Origin of the sequence: Kitasatospora sp. NBC_01539, assembly GCF_045040525.1 — a bacterium.
Classification (GTDB): domain Bacteria; phylum Actinomycetota; class Actinomycetes; order Streptomycetales; family Streptomycetaceae; genus Kitasatospora.
Genome location: NZ_CP109390.1, coordinates 5922143 through 5945633, shown reverse-complemented (window position 1 = coordinate 5945633; position 23491 = coordinate 5922143). Strand labels below are relative to the sequence as shown.

The 23491-nt window shown below is 72.9% G+C and carries 20 protein-coding genes, 1 tRNA gene and 1 pseudogene; 9 read left to right on the top strand and 13 right to left on the bottom strand.

The features are described 5' to 3' along the window. Positions 1-120 precede the first annotated feature (120 nt). Together OG335_RS25730 and OG335_RS25725 are read left to right on the top strand one after the other, a co-directional pair. The gene (locus tag OG335_RS25730; RefSeq protein ID WP_405013476.1) at positions 121-960 is read left to right on the top strand and encodes a PP2C family protein-serine/threonine phosphatase; all 840 of its coding nucleotides are present in this window, start codon (positions 121-123) and stop codon (positions 958-960) included. A 126-nt stretch (positions 961-1086) separates the two neighbouring features. Then, entirely contained in the window at positions 1087-1782 is a 696-nt protein-coding gene (locus OG335_RS25725; protein ID WP_405013475.1) for a type 1 glutamine amidotransferase domain-containing protein, read from the top strand. 148 nt (positions 1783-1930) lie between these two features. Here the strand turns inward: OG335_RS25725 and OG335_RS25720 are convergent, their stop codons facing one another. After that, positions 1931-3250, bottom strand: coding sequence for an aldehyde dehydrogenase family protein (locus tag OG335_RS25720; RefSeq protein ID WP_405013474.1), 1320 nt, complete (start codon positions 3248-3250; stop codon positions 1931-1933). Between the two features lie 78 nt (positions 3251-3328). On the opposite strand from OG335_RS25720, the gene OG335_RS25715 reads away from it, so the two are divergent. After that, positions 3329-3754 carry a MarR family winged helix-turn-helix transcriptional regulator gene (locus OG335_RS25715; RefSeq protein ID WP_405013473.1) on the top strand — a complete coding sequence of 142 codons (426 nt, stop codon included), beginning with the start codon at positions 3329-3331 and terminating at the stop codon, positions 3752-3754. 75 nt (positions 3755-3829) lie between these two features. On the opposite strand, the gene OG335_RS25710 is transcribed toward OG335_RS25715, so the two are convergent. The 3 genes from OG335_RS25710 to OG335_RS25700 all read right to left on the bottom strand — a co-directional run bounded on the left by OG335_RS25710 (position 3830) and on the right by OG335_RS25700 (position 5815). After that, positions 3830-4357 carry a hypothetical protein gene (locus tag OG335_RS25710; protein WP_405013472.1) on the bottom strand — a complete coding sequence of 176 codons (528 nt, stop codon included), beginning with the start codon at positions 4355-4357 and terminating at the stop codon, positions 3830-3832. An 85-nt stretch (positions 4358-4442) separates the two neighbouring features. Continuing rightward, complete coding sequence (locus OG335_RS25705) at positions 4443-5228, bottom strand: N-acetylmuramoyl-L-alanine amidase (RefSeq protein ID WP_405013471.1); 786 nt, start codon at positions 5226-5228, stop codon at positions 4443-4445. Between the two features lie 515 nt (positions 5229-5743). Next, positions 5744-5815: transfer RNA gene (locus tag OG335_RS25700), tRNA-Val, on the bottom strand. A 131-nt stretch (positions 5816-5946) separates the two neighbouring features. Between OG335_RS25700 and OG335_RS25695 the strand changes: the two genes are divergently transcribed. The 3 genes from OG335_RS25695 (at position 5947) to OG335_RS25685 (ending at position 8084) form a co-directional block, all read left to right on the top strand. Then, complete coding sequence (locus OG335_RS25695; RefSeq protein ID WP_405013470.1) at positions 5947-7242, top strand: hypothetical protein; 1296 nt, start codon at positions 5947-5949, stop codon at positions 7240-7242. A 76-nt stretch (positions 7243-7318) separates the two neighbouring features. Next, the gene (locus tag OG335_RS25690) at positions 7319-7837 is read left to right on the top strand and encodes a DUF4442 domain-containing protein (protein WP_405013469.1); all 519 of its coding nucleotides are present in this window, start codon (positions 7319-7321) and stop codon (positions 7835-7837) included. A 25-nt stretch (positions 7838-7862) separates the two neighbouring features. Beyond that, complete coding sequence (locus tag OG335_RS25685; protein ID WP_405013468.1) at positions 7863-8084, top strand: zinc ribbon domain-containing protein; 222 nt, start codon at positions 7863-7865, stop codon at positions 8082-8084. Positions 8085-8114: 30 nt separating this feature from the next. Here OG335_RS25685 and OG335_RS25680 read toward each other — a convergent pair whose 3' ends face one another. The 3 genes and pseudogenes from OG335_RS25680 to OG335_RS25670 all read right to left on the bottom strand — a co-directional run bounded on the left by OG335_RS25680 (position 8115) and on the right by OG335_RS25670 (position 12795). Continuing rightward, positions 8115-8966, bottom strand: a complete 852-nt coding sequence (locus OG335_RS25680; protein ID WP_405013467.1) for an HAD family hydrolase — start codon at positions 8964-8966, stop codon at positions 8115-8117. Next, positions 8966-11484, bottom strand: a pseudogene (locus OG335_RS25675) (phosphoribosyltransferase). Before OG335_RS25675 ends, OG335_RS25680 begins: the two are co-directional and overlap by 1 nt. 144 nt (positions 11485-11628) lie before the next feature. Further along, positions 11629-12795: an HpcH/HpaI aldolase/citrate lyase family protein gene (locus tag OG335_RS25670; RefSeq protein ID WP_405013466.1), complete on the bottom strand. Its 1167-nt coding sequence runs from the start codon at positions 12793-12795 to the stop codon at positions 11629-11631. 319 nt (positions 12796-13114) lie between these two features. On the opposite strand from OG335_RS25670, the gene OG335_RS25665 reads away from it, so the two are divergent. Next, positions 13115-14119: a TerD family protein gene (locus OG335_RS25665; protein ID WP_405013465.1), complete on the top strand. Its 1005-nt coding sequence runs from the start codon at positions 13115-13117 to the stop codon at positions 14117-14119. 55 nt (positions 14120-14174) lie between these two features. Here the strand turns inward: OG335_RS25665 and OG335_RS25660 are convergent, their stop codons facing one another. Next, entirely contained in the window at positions 14175-14915 is a 741-nt protein-coding gene (locus OG335_RS25660; RefSeq protein ID WP_405013464.1) for a Tellurium resistance, read from the bottom strand. 316 nt (positions 14916-15231) lie between these two features. Between OG335_RS25660 and OG335_RS25655 the strand changes: the two genes are divergently transcribed. Then, positions 15232-16299, top strand: coding sequence for a DUF2637 domain-containing protein (locus OG335_RS25655; protein WP_405013463.1), 1068 nt, complete (start codon positions 15232-15234; stop codon positions 16297-16299). A gap of 67 nt (positions 16300-16366) precedes the next feature. Here the strand turns inward: OG335_RS25655 and OG335_RS25650 are convergent, their stop codons facing one another. From OG335_RS25650 to OG335_RS25630, 5 genes are all read right to left on the bottom strand, one after another. Then, positions 16367-17446: a DUF475 domain-containing protein gene (locus OG335_RS25650; protein WP_405013462.1), complete on the bottom strand. Its 1080-nt coding sequence runs from the start codon at positions 17444-17446 to the stop codon at positions 16367-16369. 40 nt (positions 17447-17486) lie between these two features. After that, a complete protein-coding gene (locus OG335_RS25645; RefSeq protein WP_405013461.1) occupies positions 17487-18062 on the bottom strand; it encodes a TerD family protein in 576 nt (191 codons plus the stop codon). 243 nt (positions 18063-18305) lie between these two features. After that, a complete protein-coding gene (locus OG335_RS25640; protein ID WP_405013460.1) occupies positions 18306-18881 on the bottom strand; it encodes a TerD family protein in 576 nt (191 codons plus the stop codon). Between the two features lie 130 nt (positions 18882-19011). Then, positions 19012-19470: a peroxiredoxin gene (locus tag OG335_RS25635; protein ID WP_405013459.1), complete on the bottom strand. Its 459-nt coding sequence runs from the start codon at positions 19468-19470 to the stop codon at positions 19012-19014. A 235-nt stretch (positions 19471-19705) separates the two neighbouring features. Further along, complete coding sequence (locus OG335_RS25630; RefSeq protein WP_405013458.1) at positions 19706-20143, bottom strand: DUF3052 domain-containing protein; 438 nt, start codon at positions 20141-20143, stop codon at positions 19706-19708. Positions 20144-20665: 522 nt separating this feature from the next. On the opposite strand from OG335_RS25630, the gene aceE reads away from it, so the two are divergent. Beyond that, positions 20666-23416, top strand: coding sequence for a pyruvate dehydrogenase (acetyl-transferring), homodimeric type (gene aceE / locus OG335_RS25625; protein ID WP_405013457.1), 2751 nt, complete (start codon positions 20666-20668; stop codon positions 23414-23416). The last annotated feature ends 75 nt before the right edge of the window (positions 23417-23491 follow it).

Sequence of the window (23491 nt, the reverse complement as noted above, 5' to 3'; positions counted from 1 at the left end):
GCGAAATCAACGTAAGCCGAGGTCCGCGGGGCCGTCAAGGGTCGTTTCAACAGAACGTTGCAGGACCGGGCGCAGCGGCGGCCCCGGCCACGACAATGGGAGGAGGAGAGGAGAGACCGCATGCCGCACATCACCGTCAGCGCACTCAGCCACGAGGGCCTGGTCCGCGAGCACAACGAGGACAGCCTGGCCATCGGCCCGTGGACGATCTGCGCCACCGTCACCGAGAGCCCGCAGTCGCTGCTCTTCCCGCTCGGCTCCCCCTGCGTCGTCGCGGTCGCCGACGGGCTCGGCGGCCACCCTGCCGGCGAGGTCGCGTCCTCGCTCACCGTGCGCAGGCTCGCCGCCGCAGGCCCGGCCCTCCGCTCCGCCCGGGCCGTCCGGGACGAACTCGCCGCCTGCAACCGCGCCCTGTACGACGCCGCGGCGGCCGACGCCGCCCTCACCGGCATGGGAACGACGATCGCCGGGCTGGTGATCGGCGCCGAGGAGGTCCTGGTCTTCAACATCGGCGACAGCCAGGTCTTCGAGATCCTCCCCGCCGACGGCCCGGGCGGCGGCGGAACGGCGGACGGCACCCGGGAGGCCGATGACGCCGGGGTTCCCGCGGGCGCCGGGGAAGCCGGCGGCATCCCGCGGCTGCACCAGCTCAGCACCGACGACAGCCCGCCCCCGCCACCCGGCCGCCGCACCACCAACATCGTCACCAGCACCCTCGGCGGCACCGTCGCCCCGCGGGAGGTCACCCCGCACCTTCGGTCACTCCCGGTCATCGTCGGCGCCCGCTACCTGGTCTGCAGCGACGGCCTCACCGATCCCGTCCCCCCGGAGGAGCTGGCGGCCGTCCTGGCCGCACACGACGACGACGACGTCCGCGCCGCGTTCGAGCTCTGGCGGGCCGCCATCGACGCCGGCGGGCCGGACAACATCACCCTCGCCCTGGTGCGGATCGGCGACTGAGCCCCCGGCCCGGCGGCGGACCCATCGGATTCCCGATGTCCGACATGCCCCGGCCTATTGGCCCGGGCCCACCCGACCGTCCTACCGTCGGACGTGACGAGACCGCCCACCGAGGGAGAACACCCGATGGCGAAGATCCTGTTCGTGATGACCGGCACCGACCACTGGACCCTGGCCGACGGCACCAGCCACCCCACCGGCTACTGGGCGGAGGAGTTCCTCGCCCCGTACCGCGCCTTCACCGGGGCCGGGCACGAGGTCGTCGTCGCCACGCCCGGCGGGGTGCGGCCCACCGTGGACGCCGCCAGCCTCTCGGCGCAGGCCAACGGCGGCGAGGAGGGCGCGGCCGAGGTGGCCGCCGCCCTCGAAGGAGCCGCACCGCTGCAGCGGCCGCTCGTGCTCGCCGAGGTCGACCCGACCGCCTACGCGGCCGTGTTCTACCCGGGCGGCCACGGGCCGATGGAGGACCTCGCCGTCGACCCCGACTCCGGCCGGCTGCTCACCTCCGCGCTCGACGCGGGCCTGCCGCTCGGCGTGGTCTGCCACGCCTCCGCGGCCCTCCTGGCCGCCGAACGCGCCGACGGCACACCGACGTTCGCCGGCTACCGGGTCACCGGCTTCAGCAACGAGGAGGAGCGCATCGCCGGCCTCGCCGACCGTGCGCGCTGGCTGCTGGAGGACCGGCTCACCGCGCTCGGCACGCACTACAGCGCCGGCGAGCCCTGGGCGCCGTACGTCGTCTCCGACCGCTCGCTGCACACCGGCCAGAACCCGGCGTCCTCCGGCCCGCTGGCCGAGGAACTGCTGAAGGCGATCGGCTGACCGTCCCGGCACACTGCCGGGCGCATGCCCCCGCGCATTGCTTGGGCGCGGTACTTGGGCACAGCGCTTGGGCACATTGCTTTGGATGCTCAAGCAAACGGGCGGGCGCCGACACCGGCGCCCGCCCGTGGTGCACCCGCGGTGCCGCTCAGCCGAGCGGCACCTCCAGCACCGCCTTGCGGTGGCTGAAGGCCTCGATCGAGTACCGCCCGTGGTAGCTGCCCGTGCCGCTCTCCCCCACCCCACCGAACGGCAGGTCGGAGACGGTCAGGTGGGCCAGCGGCAGGCCCAGGCCGAGCCCGCCGGACGAGGTCTCCGCGGCCACCCGGTCACGAGTCTCCGCGGAGCCGCTGAAGACGTACAGCGCGAGCGGCTTGTCGCGGTCGTTGACGAAGTCGATCGCCGCGTCGAGGTCCGGCACCTCGACGATCGGCAGGATCGGCCCGAAGATCTCCTCCCGCATCACCGGGGAGTCCGGCGCCACGTCGGCCAGCACGGTCGGCGCGATGTAGCGGCCCGCCCGGTCGTGGGCGCCGCCGACGACCGTCCGGCCGGAGCCGAGCAGCGCGGTGAGCCGGTCGAAGTGCCGCTCGTCGACGATCCGGCTGTACGCGGGCGACACCGCCGGGTCGGCGCCGTACCGCGCCTCGACCGCGGCTGCCAGCAGCGGCTCCAGCGCCCGCGCCGTGCCGGGGTCGGTGAGCACGTAGTCGGGGGCGACGCAGGTCTGCCCGGCGTTCAGGAACTTGCCCGCGACCAGGCGCTCCGCGACGACCGCCAGGTCGGCGTCCGCGTCGACGAACGCGGGTGACTTGCCGCCGAGTTCGAGGGTCACCGGGGTCAGGTGCTCGGCGGCCGCACGCGCCACCACCCGGCCGACCGTGCCGTTGCCGGTGTAGAAGACGTGGTCGAAACGCTCGGCGAGCAGCGCGGTGGTCTCCGGCACACCGCCCTCGACCACGGCCACCACGTCCGGGGCGAAGTAGGCCGGGATCAGCCGGGCCAGCACCGCCGACGTCGCCGGAGCGAGCTCGCTCGGCTTGGCCACCACCGTGTTGCCGGCCGCGAGCGCCCCCGCGACCGGGGCGAGGAGCAGCTGCACGGGGTAGTTCCACGGCGCGATCACGAGCACCACGCCCAGCGGGTCGTACTGGGTGCGCGCCCGCGCCCCCGCGAGGCGGGCCGGGACGGGTGCCGGCTCGGGGCGCAGCCACGCGTCGAGGTGCGCCAGCGTGTGGTCGATCTCCCGGACGACGAAGTCGATCTCGGTGCGCATCGACTCCTGCGCGCTCTTGCCGAGGTCGGCGGCGAGCGCGTCGGTGAGGGCGCCGGCGTTCTCGGTGAGCAGCGCGCGCAGGCGGCCCAGCTGCTCGGTACGCCGGGCGAGCGGGCGGGTGCCGCCGGAGCGGACGGTGGCGCGGAGGCGCGCGACGAGGTCGGCAGGCCGGGCGGCGGGGCGGTCGTTCATGGGGTGTCCTCGCACGGAATGGTTGATATGCTCAACTACCTACCCGGCCAGGAAACGCCCGATACTTGAGGATGTCAAATGAACCCGGAGGCGTCGGACCTCGTCGAACCACTCGCCCGGGCCGTCCGCGGCTACTACGACAGCCTCGCCGCCGCCGCGGCCGCCCACGGCCTGAGCACCACCCAGGCCCGCGCCCTGATCGCCCTCGACACCCCGCTCACCATGAGCGCCCTCGCCGAGCACCTCGTCTGCGACGCCTCCAACGCCACCGGCCTGGTCGCCCGCATGGAGACCCGCCGCCTCGTCGTCCGCACCCCCTCCGCACAGGACCGCCGCAGCCGCACGGTCACCGCCACCGAGGCGGGCCACCAGTTGGCCCACCGGCTGCGTGCCGAGATGCACCGCGTCCACGCCGCCCTCGCCGCGCTCACCCCGACCGAGCGCGGCGCGCTGCTCCCCCTACTCGACCGTCTGGGCGACCTGCTCGCCGACCCGCGGAGCTGACCCTCGGCCCTACCGGGTTCACCCCGCCCTACCAGGTGAACCCCGGCTCTACGGGCCGAATCCCGCCGCGCCGGCTCACCGGCCGGACGGGCCGCCCACCACGCCGGCCGTCTCGCGCTGCGCGAAGAACGCCTCCACCACCGCATCCGTCCGCGGCAGCCCGGCCAGCGGCTCGCCGACGATCCGCCCGGCCAACTCGACCGCGGCGGCGGTCACGTCGCCGCGCAGCTCCACCTCGGCGATCACCCGGTCGGCCGCGAGCCGCACCCGGGCCTCGGCCACCATCGCGTCGCGTCGGCGCTGCCCCTCGGCGCGCGCCGAGGCCAGCAGCGCGGCCCCCTCCTCGACCGCGGCCTGATGGACGGCGGCCGCCTCGTGCCTGGCCGCGTTCAGCCCCGCCCGACGCTCGGCGTCGATCCGCATCGCCTCGCCCCTGGCCTCCTCCGCCCGCTCCAGCCGCCCTTCGGTGGCGTCGAACCGGGCGGCGAGGGTGCGTTCGATCCTCGGCAGCACCAGCCGGCCGAGTATCCCGAACACGGTGAAGAAGCAGAGGAGTCCGAGGGCGAGTTCGGTGACGTTCGGCTTGAGCGGTCCCAGATCCATACCGTGACCCTTACCAGGCGGCTCCGTTCCCAAACGAACAACCGGACGGAACGTCACAAGCGTTGTCGAGCGCCACAGTTGGCGCTCACCGGGAGACAGGCCTGCTCCGGGTCGTCGCCCAGGTCCGCGCCCCCACCACGCCGTCGACGGCACCGACCGGGTACCCCGCGGCGTTGCACTCCGCCTGGAACGCCCGGCACACCGCCTCGGACGCGTCGCCGTACCGGCCGTCCACGGTGAGCCGCCAGCCGCGCCACGCCATGTACGCCTGCCACATCCGCGCCCGGTCCGACTGCGTGAAGTTCCGCAGCGGATGCCCGTCGTAGTCCGCCCACGGCGGCGCCGCCCGTCCCGCCGGCACGTCGGCCGGAGCCGGTCCGTCCGGGCGGGGCGCCCCCGCGTGCACCCACCGGTAGAGGGCGTCGCCCGGGCACTCGGTGCTGTAGCCGTCGCGGTGGCCGAGGAGTTCGGCGCCCGCGCCGTTGGCCCGCAGGTGGTCGACGGCGTCGCGCAGCCCGGTCAGCAGACCCGAGCCCGCCGTCTCGCCGGTGCCGACGATCGCGCACACCGCGTAGTGCGCCCGGTTGAGCTCCTGGTTGCCGTTGGCCCCGGACTGCTTGCGCAGCCCACGCCCCTCGAACACGTAACCGTGCCCGCAGGCCAGGAAGTTGTAGGCGATGTCCACCCAGTCGTTGACCTTGTCGGCGAGGTGCTCGGCCCGGATCGACCAAACCTTCGCCGCACACTGCCCGTGGTCCGGCGTGCTGTAGGGCCCGCCGATCCAGTGCACCTTCACCCCCCGCGCGGTCGGGAGGTCGACGGCCGGGGTCGTCGCGGGGGCGCCCCACTGGGTGCGCGTGACGAGCTGCATCGGTGCTCCTTGCTGGTGGTACCGGGGTGTCGGAACCCCTCTGTGCGAACGACGGCCCGGCACGGCACCCGCCGGGCCCGAGGCGTCGCGAGGACCCGCCCGGCCCCGGAGTGCCCTCCGGCGCCGACCGGTGGAGAAGACGGCCGGAAGTCGTACGGTCACGGCGCCGCCCGCCCCCGCCGGCCTCCCGCGGCCGCAGCCCGACACCCCCTGGTTGGTACCCACACCGACCGGAGTCCAACACTCCACGTGAGCACGTGATCACCCGTGGTGTTCGAGGCGGGTCGCGCGGCAGCCCCACCGACCGTGCGGCGGGCCCCGGTTCCGGCGGCCCGTCCCGGACCCGCGGCGCTCGCACTGCGCGGGTCGCGCCCGGCCGAACTCGCAGCGGGCCCACGGCACGTGCCGGAACAGGCCGCTGTGCCGACGCCGTTGATGTCGGGCGTGGATGACAGAAGCCCCGGGCGGGGAGCTTCGCGCTCCCCGCCCGGGGCTTCTGTGCTGGTCAGCCGGTGTGGGCGCAGACGGTTTCGAACCGCCGACATCCGCCTTGTAAGGGCGGCGCTCTACCGCTGAGCTATGCGCCCGTGCCACCGCGCACGGGGGTGCCCCGGCTGCGCGACGAAGGCCTAGCGTACCTGGTCCGGGGGTCGGCCCGCCGCCATCGGCGGGGGTGGGCCGGGTGAGGGGTGCCGGACGGGCGGGACGATCGGGAAGAATGGGCGTGGATCAGGCGTACGAGCTGAGCGGGGAGTGCGTGGTGAGGGTGGCCGGCGGTGGCGGCGGGCGGGGCGGCTGGTGGCGTCGGGGCGAGGGTGCACGCGCGGAGGCGGTGACGGCACGGGACGCGGCGCAGCAGGCGTTCTACGAGCTGGACTCGGCGCAGCGGGACGCACAGCTGGCGCTGGAGACGGTGCGGGCGGCGGAGAGCGGGGCCGCGGTGGAGCGGGCGGGCTCGGAGTTCGGTGCGTTGTCGGCGCGGATCGACCAGGTGACGGTGGGCTACCTGTCGGCGCTGGACGCGTACGACCTGGAGGATCCGGAGCTGGAGGCGGCGGACGCGGGCCGGGCCCGGGGCCGGCTGGACGTGGCCAAGCGGGATCTGGAGGCGCAGCGGGGCGAGCTGGACGCGTTCGTGCGGCGCCTGCAGCCGCTGGTGCAGCGGGCGGAGTCGCAGCTGGTGCGGGTGGTGCCGGCGGTGGAGCGGGCGAAGCAGGCGCTGCTGGGGGCGACGACGGCGTTGGAGGAGGTGCGGTCCGCGGGGCTGAAGGCGGACGACCTGGCAGCTCGGCTGGCGGAGCTGGCGCCGGAGCTGACCCGGCTGAACGAGGGGGTGGCGCGGCACGGGGTGCCGGCGACGCTGCACCGGGCGGACGACGTGGCGCGGCGGGCGGAGGCGCTGCGCGACCAGGCCGTGCACCTGCCGCAGCGGGCGAAGGACATCGACCGGCGGGTGGCGAGTCTGCGGACGCGCGTGCAGGCGCTGGAGACCCGGGCGGGCACGGTGGAGCCGGCGCTGAGCGAGCTGCGGCGGCGGTTCACGCTGCCGTGCTGGCAGGACCTCCAGCCGGTGCCGGTGCAGACCGCGGAGGCGGTGGCGCAGGCGAGCGCGAAGCTGGCGGAGGCGGCGCGGGCGCGGGACGGGCAGCGCTGGGCGGACGCCACCGGCGCGATCGGCACGGTGCGCGCCCTGCTGGAGACGGCGGAGGGTGCGGTGACCGCGGTCAACGAGCGGCTGCGGCAGCTGAACGAGGTGTCGCACGATCCGCACAAGGAGATCGAGCGGGCGCGTTTCGCGCTGCGGGACGCGCAGCGGCTCGCGATGTCGGGCCGCCAGACGCCGGATCCCCGGCACGCCGCTCCGCTGGACGGCGCCGTGGCGCGGCTGGACCGCGCGGTGGCGCAGTTGGAGGAGGCGGGCCGGCATCCGGATTACTGGCACTTCCTGACGGAGCTGGCGGGGGTGCGGGAGACCGCGGCCCAGGTGGTGGCGATGATCCGGGGAACGCACTGACGGGTTGCCGGGGCGTGGCCCGGATCTGTGACCCAGACCTCATTACCCATCGGTAACTTGCTGCTAGAGTCGCGCCATGGCACGTAAGCGCGCACTCTCCGCCAGGACCTTCCGGCGCGGGATCAACCTCTGGCCGCCCTTCCTCTTCGCCGGCATCAAGGTGCTGGCCGTCGACGACGGCTTCCGCACCGCGAAGGTGCGGCTGCGTCTGGGCCGGCTGAACCGCAACTGGGTGGGCACGCACTTCGGCGGTTCGATCTTCGCCATGACCGACCCGTTCTGGATGCTCCTGGTCATGCAGAACCTCGGACCCGACTACTACGTCTGGGACAGCGCCGCCGAGATCGACTTCGTCTCCCCCGGACGCGGCGACATCGTCGCCGAGTTCGTGCTCACCGACGACCGGCTCGCCGAGATCCGCGCGCTCACGGCCGACGGCGGCAAGGCCCTCGTCTGGTTCGACACCGAGGTGCTGGCCGAGGACGGCTCGGTGGTCGCCCGGGTCCGCAAGCAGGTGTACGTGCGCCCGAAGCCGCCGGCCGCACCCGGCGCGCAGGCCCCGCAGCCGGCCGGCGCGGCCGGTACTGCCGTCTGAGCGACCGCCTCGGTACCCTGCCGGTATGCCTCGTTACGACTTCCGCTGCCGCTCCTGCGGAGCCACCTTCGAACTCCGCCGCGCCATGGCCCAGGCCAACGACCCCGCGGTCTGCCCGGACGGTCACACCGACACCGTGAAGCTGCTCTCCGCGGTCGCCGTCACCGGCGGCTCCGGCGCCGCAGCGGCCGCGCCCGCACCGGGCGGTGGGGGCGGCGGCTGCTGCGGCGGCGGCTGCTGCGGCTGACCCGCGGCACCCGGGCGGCCGGGCGCGGGCTCAGGCCCGGACGGCCGCCCCGGCCCGCACGCGCTCCAGCATCCGGCGGACGATCTCCTCGCCCGCCGCGACACCGATCTGGGTGAGCGCGGTGACGCCGGGGGCGGCCCAGCCGCTGTCGGCGAGTTCGCCGTGGCCGGGGCGCCAGCCGTGGTCGGCGGCGAGCAGCAGCTCGGCGTCGAGCAGGGAGTCGCCGGCGGTGAGCACGGTGGCGGCGCCGACGCGCCGCTCCACCTCCGCCAGGGCCTCGCTCTTGGTGAGCGGGGCCGGCACGGCGTAGACCTTGCGGCCCTGCAGGGAGATCGTCCAGCCGCGCTCGGCGCACCAGGCGGTCAGCTCGTCGAGCCAGCCCTCGGGCAGGTCGGCGCGCTCGACGACGAGGTAGGCGAAGAGGTCCTCCGCGACGCGCCGCTTGTGCGTCCACTCCGGGTCGGCGCAGATCGCCAGGTGTTCGACGACCTCGGCGAGCGGTGCGCTCGCGGCGTCCAGGCGGCGGCGCACCTCGGCGTGCCAGTCCTCGTCGACGACGCCGTCGACGAGGATGTGGCCGCCGTTGGCGCAGATCGCGTACGACGGGATCCACCCGGGCGTCGGGCCGGGCAGGTTGACCCGCTCGTACTGGGCGCGGGTACGGGTGGTGGCGGGCACGAACACGGCCAGCCGGGTCAGTTCGGCGAGCAGGCCGGCGGCTTCCTCCGTCATGAAGGAGAGCGCCCGACCGTCGTTGACCTCCACCGAGAGCAGCCGTGGGGCGAGCCGGTCCGGCACGTCCAGGGCCAGGGCCCGGTTGGAGTAGATGAGGGTGCGGTCGAGGTCGCTCGCGACCAGGAACCTCGGCGACTGACTGGACATCAACTTTCCTTCGTGAGTGCTTCGCCGCTCTCGGCGGTCTGGACCGCCGTGCCGTCGGCGCCGGTCGCCCCGCGGGTGTAGCGGGGGTGGATGAGCCCGACGCAGGAGTACGGCAGCTCGTCCACCTCCTCCACCGGGACGCCGCGCTGCTCGGCGAGCAGCCGGACGTGGTCGAGATCGGCGCCGGCACCGCGGCGGGCCAGCACCCGCCAGGGCACCCGGCGGAGCATGACCCGGGTGGTCTCGCCCACCCCGGGCTTCACCAGGTTGACGTTGTCGATGCCGTACTCGGTGCTGATCCGCTCGACGGCGGCCCAGCCCTCCCAGGTGGGGGTGCGGTCCTCGTCCGCGCCGAGGGCGGCGGACGCGGCGACCGCCGCGGCCCGGACGGCCGGGAAGTACGCGGCGACTGCGGTGAGGAAGTCGTTGGAGACGTCCGCGCCGCCGAGCTCGCGGTAGAACTTGGCGCCGTGGAAGTCGTCCGGGCCGATCAGGTCGGCGCGCAGCACGGTGCGCGAGATCAGGCCGGAGACCGTCGAGTTGAGGCAGGCGGACGGGATGAGGAAGTCGTCGCGGGTGCCGTAGGTGCGCACGCAGCGACCGGGGTCGGCGAGCACGGCGAGGTCGGGGTCGAAACCGGTGCCGGCGAGCGCCTCGGTGAGCTCGCGGGCGATGGCGCCCTTGCCCGTCCAGCCGTCCACGAAGACGACCGAGCCGGCGTCGTGGTGGGCCGCGAGGTGCCGCAGCGCCACGGTGTCGATGCCGCGGCCGCGCACGATGGAGACGGTGTAGTGCGGGGTGTCCAGGCCGTGCGCGAAGGCGAGCCAGCGGCGGATCAGCACACCGACCGGGGTGCCGGCCCGGGCCAGCGAGGCGAGCACCAGGCCGCGGCCGCGCTCGCGCAGCAGCGTCTCGGCGACCGTGCCGACCGCCAGCGCCATCCGCTCCGCGGACTCGGCGAGCGCCTGCCGGAACAGCGCCTGGTACTCGGGGCTGGGCTGGTACTCGACGGGCAGCGACTCGGCGTAGTGCGCGCCGCCGGACTGCACGGCCTCCTCGCGCTCCTCGGTCGGCGCCTCCAGCGCCACCCCGGAGAGGTCCTTGAGCAGCCAGATCACGTCCTCGGCCGGGTACGAGGAGAACGCGGGCCCGTACAGCGGGGCGGGCAGGGTGGTGGTCATGGTCGCCTTACGTGGGGGTGCGCAGTTGATGGTGGGGGGTGGAGGCGTCAGCGCGGTGGCCGCGGCCGGTACGCCGGGAGAACGGCGAGCACCACCTGGTCGGTGACGGCCCGCAGCTGCCGCAGCAGGGCGGTCGGGCCCTCGGCGAGCGCGGGGGTGTCGCCGGGGGTGTCGACGACGAGGACGACGGCGTCGAAGCGGCGGTCCGGGTCCGCGCCGGGGGCGACGTTGTAGGCGTAGCGCTCCGTGGAGCGGTCGGCGGGGTCGTCGTGCGCGGGGAAGGCCAGCCGGGTGCGGATGGCGTAGCCGGGGTCGTCCACCGCGAGGACCGGGGAGCGGGTGGTGGTGGAGAAGCGCACGCGGTCGTCGCCCAGGCGGTCGGCGAGGGCGCCGGCGAGCCGCAGCGGGGCGTACATGAGCTCCTCGAAGCCGAGGACGAGGATCCGGTGCCGGTCGGCGAGCAGGTCGGCGAGCGGGGCGACGAGGCCGGGCAGGGCGGTGTCGAGCTGCTGGCGGTGCGCGGGGGTGAAGCCGTGCCGACCGCCGTCGGGCAGGTCGGCGGGCCAGTCGAGCGCGGCGCGGTGCACCGGGGCGAGCGGTCCGCGGGGGGCGGCCGGCTCGGGCTGGGCCTCGATGAGCGCCTGGGCGCGCGGCAGCACGTCCGCGGGCAGGTCGACGCCGCCGGAGGCGGTGGCGACGAGGTCGACCCGGGCGCCGAGCCCGGCGGCGGCCTCGGCGAGGCGTTCGCGGTCGGCGGGGGTGCGCAGGTCGACGAGGGAGACGACGACGTAGTGGTCGCGGGGGTGCGCGGCGTGCAGGGCGCGCACGGTGTTCAGCACGGTGTTGCCGGTGGAGAACTCGTCGTCGACGAGCACGAGCGGCCCGTCGCCGGCGAGCAGTGCCGGGTCCTCGGGCAGCAGCAGGTGCGAGGTGGCGTGCGAGTGCTCCTCCTCGAAGCCGCCGACCGGCTCCAGCCCGTCGACCGGACGCCGGGTCGAGTGCAGGTACGGCGCGTCGAGGCCGTCCGCGACGCTGTGGCCGAGCGCGGTGGCGGTCTCCGCGTAGCCGAGCACGACCGCGCGGCGGGCGGCGTCGGGGCCGAGCAGGTCGCGCACCCGGCGGCCGAGGGCGAGGCCGGCGCCGTGCACCACCTCGGGGCGCTGCGGCACGTGCTTGCCGAGCACGTGGGAGACGAGCAGGTGGGCGCGGCGCGGGTTGCGGCGCAGGGCGAGGCCGATGAGCCCCGGCAGCTCGGGCGAGCCGGTGAGCCCGATGCCGAGCCGGTCGGTGACCCACTGGCCGGACCACGGCGCCGGGGCGGCGTGCTGTGCTGTCAAGGCTCCCGCTTTCGGTGGTGCAGACGTTCGGTGCCGCGGACGACGGTGTTCGGTTCTCCGTACGAGAGTACTGAGGACCTCGCCGGGCGCGGCGACCCGCACCGCAGGTGGCGTGCGGTGCGGGGCGCCGGGGGTGCGGTGCGGTCAGCCGCCGAGGCAGGCGCCGAGCAGTTCGGCGAAGCTGACGTCCTCCTGGGCCACGCCGAAGACCTCGGCGCGCAGCAGCACGCGTTCGGCCCAGGCCCGGTGCGGCTTGGCCTCGTTCATCTTGTTGGTGTACGCCGAGCGCAGCACGCCGCCGCCGTCGCGGCTGAGGATGTCCTGCGCGTCGGAGTACTCCTCGTGCGTCACCACGGACAGTGCGTGCACGGCGGGGACGTGGCTGGGGTGGATGCAGGTCTTGCCCAGCAGGCCGTTGGCGCGGTCGAGTTCGATCTCGCGGATCAGGCCGTCGAGGTCGTGCTCGATGATGCGCTGCCGGACGCCGTCGGCCGGCGGGTGCGCCTCGGCGAACGGGGTGCGGCGTAGCTGCGGCTTGAACATCCGCTCCTGCACCGGGAAGTACTCCCAGACCGGGCCGGTGACGGTGTGCCCGGTGCCGTCGGCGCGGCCCAGCACGTTGACCACGTCGCCGATGACCCCGGCGACCAGCGCCACGTCGTAGGCCGTCAGGTCGGGCGAGCGGCGCAGTCCGTACGCGGAGCACAGGTCGGTGACGCCGAGCCGGACGGCGAGGATGCGCTCGCGGTACTTGTCCAGCAGGCGGGAGATCGCGAAGAGCTGCTCGCGGCGGGTCTCCAGGTGGGCGAGCTCGGGGGATTCGAGCACCGGCATGGCGAACAGCCGCTGCCCGGACGACTCCTCGGCGGCGGTGAGCGCCTCCAGGAAGGCGCCGCCGCTCTCGTCGGTGAACTTCGGGACGACGTAGCCGGCGAGCAGCCGGACGGCCGGGCCGAGGCGGCGGGTGAGGTCGGTGATCTGCTCGGCGGCGCGGACGCGGACGAACAGCAGCGGCAGACCCGCCCCGCCGTCCGCGTGGAGGGCGCCGAGCTGGGCGACGAGGTTGGCCTCGGCGGCCGGCACCTCGTGGTCGGCTATCGCGTCCTCCAGGCACAGCACCATGGAGACCACGCCGCGGGCCGTCTGCTTGCGGATGTCCGCCGCGAGGGTCTCCCGGGTGGCGGGACTGTAGAGGGTGGCGCCGAGCGCGGTCGACAGGACGGCCGGATCGCTCTGCAGGTCGAAGGCGACGGGCTGCCTCAGGAAGAGCCGGTCGCGGACGTCGTCGGCAAGGTGCCCGAAGTGGCGCAAACTGGTCTCCCTGGAATTCGTCGGTTCGGCCCGCTCTCACGCTGGGGGCCGGCTGAGGTCCCGGAAGGAGGGACGTACGGCGGGGCCCGGTGGTTTCGCGGGTGGGGCGGCGCGGTGGCCCTCGCGCCCGCGAAGGGCGGTGTGCCGAGGTGAGTGGTGTACCGGGAGCCGTTTCTCGCCAATCGTACGTTCCGGCGGCACTTTGCACAGACCTGAAACATCGAATTCTCGGAAGGTTACCCGTGCCGACACACAGACCCCGCGGTCGCGGCGCGACCCGCATTGTCCGTTCGGGCCGGCGGCGGGCAGGATGTGCGGCATGACGCACGTGATGGCGAAGGGCGCCAACATCCCGCTGACGGCCACCGCCGTCCGCGCCGTGCTGCGCTGGTCGGCCACGCCCGGCGCACCCGACGTGGACGTGTCCGCCCTGCTGGTCGGCGCGGACGGCCGGGTCCGTTCGGATGCCGACTTCGTCTTCTACAACCAGCCGCGGCACCCCTCCGGCACCGTCCGGCACCTGCCCAAGCAGCAGGCGGCGGGCGGCGGGGAGGTGTCCGACGCGGTCGAGATCGACCTCGCCCGGCTCCCGCAGGACGTCCACCGGGTGGTGCTGGCCGGTTCGTCGGAGGGCGGCTCGTTCGCGTCGGTGCCGCGGCTGCGGGTGCTGGTCCTCGACGCGGCGGCGGGCGAAGGTGCCGTTCCGGTCGCCGAGTTCCCGGTGACCGACAGTGACGACGTGACCGCGCTGGTCGCCGGGGAGTTCTACCGGCGCGGCGGGACCTGGAAGTTCCGGGCGATCGGCCAGGGCTACGCGAGCGGCCTCAGCGGGCTCGCCACCGACTTCGGGATCGCCGTCGAGGACGGCGACGGGATCACGGACGCCCTGCCGCCGCAGCCCGCGGACACCCCGGCGGACGCCCCGCCGGCCGTGGCCGAGGAGGAGCCCGACACGTACACGCTCGCACCGGCCACGCCCGCCGCACCGGTCGTGCCGCCCCCGCCGCCGACCGCCCCGCCGACGGCGGGAGTGCCGGTGCCGCCGCACGCCCCGGCCGGGTACGGGTACCCGCAGCAGCCGGCCGCGGCCCAGGCCGGCGGGTACGGCTACCCGCCGCCGGCCGCCACCGGCTACGGCCACCCCCAGCAGCCCGGCGCGGGCTACGGCTACCCGCCGCCGGCCGCCGGGTACGGCTACCCGCAGCAGCAGCCCCAGCCGGTGCACGCCTCGCAGCAGCAGCCCCAGCAGCAGCCGCCGCACCAGCCCGTCGGCGCGCCGGACTTCGCGCTGCCCCCGCAGGGGCCGCAGTTCCAGCCCCGCTGACCCGTGCCGCCGCCGCGGGACCGGCCGAAGGGGCCGGGCGGCTGCGGGGCCGAGCTCAGGCGGCGGGGCCGGACGGCCGCTTGTAGCCGCGCTGCCACTGCATGCCGAAGCCGTAGAGGCGGTCCAGGTCGGCCTGGAAGCCGTGCACGTAGCGCACCTCGCGGCGCACGGTGAGTTTGCCGTCCCCGGAGTTCTCGATGAGCACCACCGCGCAGGAGCGGGCGGCGGGCGCCCGCTCGTCCAGCTTGATCTCGATGCGCGGGCCGCTCTGCGGCACGATCGTGACGGTGGCGTGGGCGTGGCCGAACGCCGGGGTGTCGTCGTAGATGTAGACGAAGATGAGCAGCCGCCGGAACTGGTCCTTCTTCTCCAGGTTGATGTACATCGTCTCGCCGGAGGGGGCGCCGTAGACGTCGTCGCCGCTCAGCTTCACGTACGGCGGCCGGTTGAGGTCTCCGAAGTAGCCGCCGAGGGGCTGCACGACGCCCCGGGAGCCGTCGGCGAGCTCGTAGAGGCAGGCGAGGTCGAGGTCGACGCTGAGCGGCGCCAGGTCCTGCGACTCGGGGGCCATCGGGCGGAGGTTGCGCAGGTCGAAGAGGTTGCGCAGGCCTCCCCCGCCGGACGGCCGGCCGGCCGCGCGGGTCGTCCAGTGCAGGTTGACGTACAGGTATCCGGTGGTGGCCGCCGCCCCGGTGATCGCGTGCTGCGGCTGCGACTTGGTCAGGGTGACCTTGAACTGCCCCCCCGAGTCGACGTTGCCGCGTTCGCCCTTCAGGAACTCCCAGACCGAGACCATGCCGTCCGTCCTCCCCCTCGCCCGGCCGCCGGCCGGTGATCGCCCGCGGCGCTCGTCGTCCCCCGTATCGTCGCATCAGAGCCATACCCCGACGGCGGCGATGAGCCACCGTCATGCCCGGCGTCGCGTGCCAGGGTCGGCTCCCGTACGATGCCGCTCCGCCGGACGCGATATCGTCGGTGCCGCACAGGGGTCCCCGTCGTCCCGCGCGGTGGTGTCCACGACGCTGCGTCAGCCCCCCGCCCCGCCCGGGCCGCCTCCTGTGACCCGACCGCGCTTCATCCCCTGCCCTGCGGAATTCGAGGCCCAACCCACGATGAACCTCTCCTCCATACAGCTGGTATGGGCCGTCATCGGCGGCGCCGCCCTGTTGTTCACGGCCATCCTCGTGGCCGTGCTCCGGGTGAAGAACCACAAGACCGACGACGGTGCCGACTCCTGGGAGCGCACCGAGGAGCGCCGTCGCCGCAAGGAGACCGTCTACGCCGGCGCGTCGTACGTCCTGCTGTTCTGCTGCGCCGGTGTCGCCGCGGCCCTGTCCTTCCACGGCCTGGTGGGCTTCGGCCAGCAGAACCTGAACCTGTCGAACGGCTGGGAGTACCTCGTCCCGTTCGGTCTCGACGGTGCGGCGATGTTCTGCTCCGTCCTCGCGGTGCGCGAGGCCAGCCACGGCGACGCGGCGCTCGGTTCGCGCCTGCTGGTCTGGCTGTTCGCCTTCGCCTCGGCCTGGTTCAACTGGGTCCACGCGCCGCGTGGCGGCGTGCACGACGGCGCCCCGCAGTTCTTCGCCGGCATGTCGATCTCGGCGGCCGTGCTGTTCGACCGCGCCCTCAAGCAGACCCGGCGGGCGGCGCTGCGCGAGCAGGGCCTGATCCCGCGTCCGCTGCCGCAGATCCGCATCGTCCGCTGGCTGCGCGCGCCGCGCGAGACGTACGCGGCGTGGTCGCTGATGCTGCTGGAGAACGTGCGCAGCCTGGACGAGGCGGTCGACGAGGTCCGCGAGGAGCGTCAGGCCAAGATCGACGCGAAGGCGCGGGCCCGTACGGCCGACCGGCGCGAGCGGGCCGAGCTGAAGGCGATCTCCCGTTCGCAGGGCGGCGTGCTCTCCCGGTCCCGCCACGGCCGTCAGGTGCCCGCGCTGACGGCCGCCGGCTCGTCCGACGCCTCCTCTTCGGAGCCTGCGCTAGCCGATGAGGACCCGATGGCGAACGTCGGCCCGTCCGCCCTGGAGCCCGCGGCGCTGACCGCCGGCCGGCGCCCCCGCGCCGCCGTCGGCAGCTCCTCGTCGAGCATCGACCTCTCGGTGGACGACGACACCCTGGCGATGCCGAAGCTGGACTCGCTGGAGCGCAAGCTCCGGGCGATCGAGAAGCAGCTCGGCTGACACCCCGCAGCACGGCGAAGGGCCCCGCACCTGGTGCGGGGCCCTTCGCCGTGCTGCGGGTGCGGGGTCAGGCGGAGGAGGTCTCCAGCGTCTGCTCGCGCTTGTTGCGGACCATCGAGGAGGCCAGCGCGGCGCCGATGAAGCCGACGCCGATGAGGCCGGTGACGATCTCCGGGATGTGGTACTCGATCGACACCAGCAGGATCAGCGCGAGCGCGCCGATCGCGTAGTGCGCACCGTGCTCCAGGTAGACGTAGTCGTCCAGGGTGCCCTTGCGGACCAGGTAGACGGTCAGGGAGCGGATGTACATCGCGCCGATGCCGAGACCCAGGGTGATCATGAAGATGTCCTGGGAGATGGCGAACGCGCCGACGACGCCGTCGAAGGAGAACGACGCGTCGAGGACCTCCAGGTAGAGGAACAGGAAGAACGCGGCCTTGCCGCCCACCTGCACGAGCGACTTGCCGCTCTTCTCGGCGGCCTCCTCGGCCTCCTCCTGGTCCTCCAGGCCCGACTCGAAGACGCTGGAGAGGCCGTTGACGGCCAGGTACGTCGCGAGGCCCATCAGACCGGCGAGCAGCACGGTCTCGGCGTTCTCGGCGGCGAAGAAGCGGGAGGCGAGGGCGAGGGTGACCAGCGCGATGACGGAGGAGAGGGCGTCCAGCTTGCCGATCTTCTCCAGCGGCTTCTCCAGCCAGCGCAGCCAGTTGAAGTCCTTCTCCTCGAAGATGAAGTCGAGGAAGATCATCAGGAGGAAGATGCCACCGAACGCGGCGATCGCCGGGTTGGCCGCCTCCAGGTACTGGGCGTAGGTGTGGCCCTCGTACGTCTTGCTGGAGTCGAGCGCCAGCTCGATCACGGTGCCCGGGCTGAGGTGGGCGGTCAGGCCGACGACCAGCAGCGGGAAGACGAGCCGCATGCCGAAGACGGCGATGAGGACGCCGACCGTCAGGAAGAGCTTCTGCCAGAAGGCGTTCATCCGCTTCAGGACGGTGGCGTTGACGACCGCGTTGTCGAACGACAGGGAGATCTCGAGGATGGAGAGGATCAGCACGACGCCGAAGCCCTCGGCCCCCCAGATCAGGAAGGCGGCGATCAGGCCGGCGATCGTGATGGCGAAGGACCATCCGAATGTGCGGAGGAACACGGGGTCAGTTACCTTTCGAATTCATGTTCAGGAGCGGGCTTTACTGTACGTTTACTCCGAAATCCAGGGCAATGCCCCGCAGGCCGGACGCGTAACCCTGGCCCACCGCACGGAACTTCCACTCGCCCTGGTACCGGTACAGCTCGCCGAAGATCATCGCGGTCTCGGTGGAGGCGTCCTCGGTGAGGTCGTAGCGGGCGATCTCCTGCCCGTCGGTCAGGTTGACGACGCGGATGTAGGCGTTCGACACCTGGCCGAAGTTCTGCGAGCGGGCGTCGGCATCGTAGATCGACACCGCGAAGACGACCTTGTCGACCTGCACGGGCACGAGGTCGAGGTTGACCTGGACGACCTCGTCGTCGCCGTCACCGTCGCCGGTCAGGTTGTCGCCCTGGTGCTCGACCGAACCCTCCGGGCTGCGCAGGTTGTTGTAGAACACGAAGTACTCGTCGCCGAGCACCCGCCCGCTGCCGCACAGCAGGGCGCTGGCGTCCAGGTCGAAGGGCGCGCCGGTGGTCGAACGGGCGTCCCAGCCCAGTCCGATCTGCACCTGCGTCAGGTTGGGCGCCGCCTTGGTCAGCGAGACGTTGCCGCCCTTGGCCAGCGTGACACTCATGAACATTCCTCCCAGTCCCCCGTCCCCGGGGCTCCCTCGGCGCCGCGCCGGCGCGGCCGTGCGGCCGGCACGACGGGGCGTACCCCAGATCTACGCCCCCGCACCGCCGCGCGATCCTGTGCGCCGGCCTGAACTTCCTGAACTCCCCCGCCGGCCCCCGGCCGGACAGGCAGCAGCCGGGGCCGGCACGGGCGTGTGCGCCCGTGCCGGCCCCGGCCACGATCGTGCGACTGCTCCCGCAGGTCAGACGTTGACGCCGAAGTCCTGCGCGATGCCGCGCAGGCCGGAGGCGTAGCCCTGGCCGATGGCGCGGAACTTCCACTCCGCGCCGTTGCGGTAGAGCTCGCCGAAGACCATGGCGGTCTCGGTGGAGGCGTCCTCGGAGAGGTCGTAGCGCGCGATCTCGGCGCCGCCGGCCTGGTTCACGACGCGGATGAACGCGTTGCGGACCTGGCCGAAGTTCTGCTGGCGGTTCTCGGCGTCGTAGATCGACACCGGGAAGACGATCTTGGCCACCTCGGCCGGAACGCCCGCCAGGTTGACCTTGACCTGCTCGTCGTCGCCCTCGCCCTCACCGGTGAGGTTGTCGCCGGTGTGCTCGACGGAGCCGTCCTGGCTGGTGAGGTTGTTGAAGAAGACGAAGTCGGCGTCGGAGCGCACCTTGCCCTGCTCGGTGCAGAGCAGCGCGCTGGCGTCCAGGTCGAAATCGGTACCGGTGGTGCTGCGGACGTCCCAGCCGAGGCCGACGATGACGGCCGTCAGGCCCGGAGCCTCCTTGGTCAGGGAGACGTTGCCGCCCTTGCTCAGGCTGACACCCACTAGTCCTCCAAAGGTGCGGGAGGCACATGCCGGTGCCCCCGGTGGTGCGGGCCGGACCCCGTCGGGGAGCCCGTCCTGCCAACGGCCCGATCGTAGTGCCGGGTTCCCGCCCACGGGTCGAACACCCGGCTCACAGCGCGCCGAGCGCCGCCAGGTACTCCTGCTCGTCCCGGGCGTCCGGCAGGCCGTTCACGACGGACCAGCGCACCGCGCCGGCCTTGTCGATCACGAAGGTGCCGCGCACCGCGCAGCCCTTCTCCTCGGCGAAGACGCCGTACGCGCGGGAGACCTCGCCGTGCGGCCAGAAGTCCGAGAGCAGCGGGTAGTCCAGCCCCTCCTGGTCGGCGAAGACACGCAGGGTGAAGGGCGAGTCGTTGGAGACCGCGAGCACCTGGACGTCGTCGTTCTGGAGACGCGGCAGCTCCTTCTGGATCGCGCAGACCTCGCCGGTGCAGACACCGGTGAACGCGAACGGGTAGAACACCAGGACGACGTTCTTCTCGCCGCGGAAGTCGGAGAGCCTCACGAGCTCGCCGTGCTGGTTCTTGAGCTCGAAGTCCGGGGCCTGGTTGCCGACCTCGATCGCCATGGTGGGACCTTCCTCGTCGTGGGGCCGCGCCGCGGGGAGCGGTCACGGGCAGGGGCATCCTCGCATCCGCCCGGGCGGCTTCCGCCGTTCGGGTGAGCGCCGGGGGAGGCCCCGGCCCATGGTTGCGCCCTCGGTGAACATCCGCACCGGCCGGGACCACGAGAGGCGGCGCCAGGCGGAAGGGCCCCGCTGGAGGAAGCTCCAGCAGGGCCCTTGCGCAGGTCGTCGCGGCGGCTCAGCGCTTCCCGGGGCGCGCGGCCTTCGGGGTGGCCAGACGGGTTCCGGCCCAGTCCTTGGCGATGGCGACCGAGCTGGTCTGCGAGAGACCGGCGGTCTTGGCGGCATCGGCGATCTCGTGCGCCTCGACGTGGCCGTCACGGCCGGTCTTCGGCGTCAGGAGCCAGATCAGGCCGCCTTCGGCGAGGTACTCCAGCGCGTCGACGAGGCTGTCGGTGAGATCCCCGTCCTCTTCGCGATGCCACAGCAGGACGGCGTCGGCGACGTCGTCGTATTCCTCGTCGACGAGATCGGTGCCGGTGACCTCCTCGATGCCGTCGCGGAGCTCCTGGTCGCTGTCTTCGTCGTAGCCGAGCTCCTGGACGATCTGTCCGGCCTCGAAGCCCAGACGAAGCGCCGGGTTGGACTTGTCCGCGGGGTCCGCGGTCGCGCTCACGGGAATAACCTCCAGTATTCGGCTCGGCATCCATGCCGAGGCTGTGGGCGTAGTCCACACGTGCGCGGCGGTTCGCGCAAGTACCCGACACCCGATCCCACCCAAAGGTTGACGTGTCGGAGGGGAACACGCCGGGTGATGTGAGGGGAATCACACCCGTTTGCCCTTTTCTGCCCCGACCGGTGGTGCTTCGCGCGCTCCGCCGGGCGTGGACGGAGCCGTACGCCTGCCCGAGATGCGAACGGCATTCGGGGGCACCCCCCATCCGGGCGTAAAGTCTCCTGTTGGCCCTCACCCCGACCGCCCGTTTCCGGGCGGGAGGGATCCAGGTCGGACCACCTCTTCGTAACACCACCCCGGGGCTGAGCAGAACGGGCGACGACGCCCGCCGCGCATCCCCTGACCGGCCCGCCCACCAGGCGGAACGGTTACCGATCGGTAGAGATGACGGATCTCCGAGTCGCGGTACACGATGGAGGCGGCGCGACACACCTCAGTTTCGACCGACAGTGAAGGAACAGCGTGGCTTCCGGATCCGATCGCAACCCGATCATCATTGGCGGCCTTCCGAGTCAGGTCCCGGACTTCGATCCCGAGGAGACCGCGGAATGGCTGGAGTCGCTCGATGCGGCCATCGACGAGCGGGGGCGTGAGCGCGCCCGTTACCTGATGCTCCGCCTCATCGAGCGCGCCCGTGAGAAGCGTGTCGCCGTGCCCGAGATGCGCAGCACGGACTACGTCAACACCATCGCGACCAAGGACGAGCCGTTCTTCCCCGGCAACGAGGAGATCGAGCGCAAGATCCTCAACGCGACCCGGTGGAACGCGGCCGTCATGGTCTCCCGGGCCCAGCGCCCCGGTATCGGCGTCGGCGGCCACATCGCCACCTTCGCCTCCTCCGCGTCCCTGTACGACGTTGGCTTCAACTACTTCTTCCGCGGCAAGGACGCCGAGGGCGAGTCCGGTGACCAGATCTTCTTCCAGGGTCACGCCTCCCCCGGCATCTACGCCCGCGCCTTCCTCCTGGACCGACTCACCGAGCAGCAGCTCGACGCGTTCCGCCAGGAGAAGTCGAAGGCCCCCTACGGCCTCTCCAGCTACCCGCACCCGCGGCTGATGCCGGACTTCTGGGAGTTCCCGACCGTCTCGATGGGCCTCGGCCCGCTCGGTGCGATCTACCAGGCCCGGATGAACCGTTACCTGGAGCACCGCGGGATCAAGGACACCTCGGACAGCCACGTCTACGCCTTCCTCGGCGACGGCGAGATGGACGAGCCCGAGTCGCTGGGCCAGCTCTCGCTGGCCGCCCGCGAGGGCCTCGACAACCTGACCTTCGTGGTGAACTGCAACCTGCAGCGCCTCGACGGCCCGGTCCGCGGCAACGGCAAGATCATCCAGGAGCTGGAGTCGCAGTTCCGCGGCGCCGGCTGGAACGTGATCAAGCTCGTCTGGGACCGCTCCTGGGACCCGCTGCTCGCGCAGGACCGCGACGGCGTCCTGGTGAACAAGCTGAACACCACGGTCGACGGCCAGTTCCAGACGTACGCCACCGAGACCGGCGCGTACATCCGCGACCACTTCTTCGGCGGCGACCTGCGCCTGCGGGCGATGGTCGAGGGCATGTCCGACCACGAGATCCAGCACCTGGGCCGCGGCGGTCACGACCACCGCAAGGTCTACGCGGCGTTCAAGGCGGCCCGCGAGCACCAGGGCCAGCCGACGGTCATCCTCGCGCAGACGGTCAAGGGCTGGACCCTCGGCCCGAACTTCGAGGGCCGCAACGCGACCCACCAGATGAAGAAGCTGACGGTCGAGGACCTCAAGCGCTTCCGTGACCGGCTGCACCTGCCGATCACCGACAAGCAGCTGGACGAGGGCTACGCGCCCTACTACCACCCGGGTCGCGACTCGGAGGAGATCCAGTACATGCACGACCGCCGGCAGGAGCTCGGCGGCTACATGCCCACCCGCAAGGTGCGCCCGCGCAAGCTGGAGCTGCCGGGCGACGACGCGTACAAGGCGGTCAAGAAGGGCTCGGGCAACCAGACCATCGCCACCACCATGGCGTTCGTCCGGGTGCTCAAGGACCTGATGCGCGACAAGGGCATCGGCAACCGCTTCGTGCCGATCGCGCCCGACGAGTACCGCACCTTCGGCATGGACTCGCTCTTCCCGTCCGCCAAGATCTACAACCCGCTCGGCCAGACCTACGAGGCGGTCGACCGCGAGCTGCTCCTGGCGTACAAGGAGTCCAAGACCGGCCAGATGCTGCACGACGGCATCTCCGAGGCGGGCTGCACCGCCTCGCTGATCGCCGCCGGTTCGTCGTACGCGACGCACGGCGAGCCGCTGATCCCGGTCTACGTCTTCTACTCGATGTTCGGGTTCCAGCGCACCGGCGACCAGTTCTGGCAGATGGCCGACCAGCTGGCCCGCGGCTTCGTGATCGGCGCCACCGCCGGCCGCACCACCCTGACCGGTGAGGGCCTGCAGCACGCCGACGGCCACTCGCACCTGCTCGCCTCGACCAACCCGGGCGTCGTCGCGTACGACCCCGCGTACGGCTACGAGATCGCGCACATCGTGCAGGACGGTCTGCGCCGGATGTACGGCTCCAGCACCGAGCACCCGACCGGTGAGGACGTCTTCTACTACCTCACGGTCTACAACGAGCCGATCCGCATGCCCGCGGAGCCGGAGGGCGTGGACGTCGAGGGCATCCTCAAGGGCGTCCACAAGCTCCGCGCGGGCGACGCGGGCAGCATCCCGGCGCAGATCCTCGCCTCCGGCGTGGCCGTGCCGTGGGCGCTGGAGGCCCAGCGCATCCTCGCCGAGGAGTGGAACGTCAAGGCCGACGTCTGGTCGGCGACGTCCTGGAACGAGCTGCGCCGCGACGCCGTCGAGGCGGAGCAGTTCAACCTGCTCCACCCGGAGGAGCCGCAGCGCGTCCCGTACGTGACGCAGAAGCTCCAGGGCGCCGAGGGCCCGTTCGTCGCCGTGTCCGACTGGATGCGTGCGGTGCCGGACCAGATCTCGCGCTGGGTGCCGGGCACGTGGCAGTCGCTGGGTGCGGACGGCTTCGGCTTCGCCGACACCCGTGGTGCGGCCCGCCGCTTCTTCCACATCGACGCTCAGTCGGTCGTCCTCGGCGTGCTCACCGAGCTCGCCAAGGAGGGCAAGATCGACCGCAGCGCGCTGAAGGACGCGATCGACCGCTACCGTCTGCTCGACGTGACCGCGGCCGACCCGGGTGCCGCCGGCGGCGACGCCTGACGACCCGCTGAAGCACCCCTGCACACGGCCGAGGGCCGGACCCGTCCTGGACGGGTCCGGCCCTCGGCCGTTCGG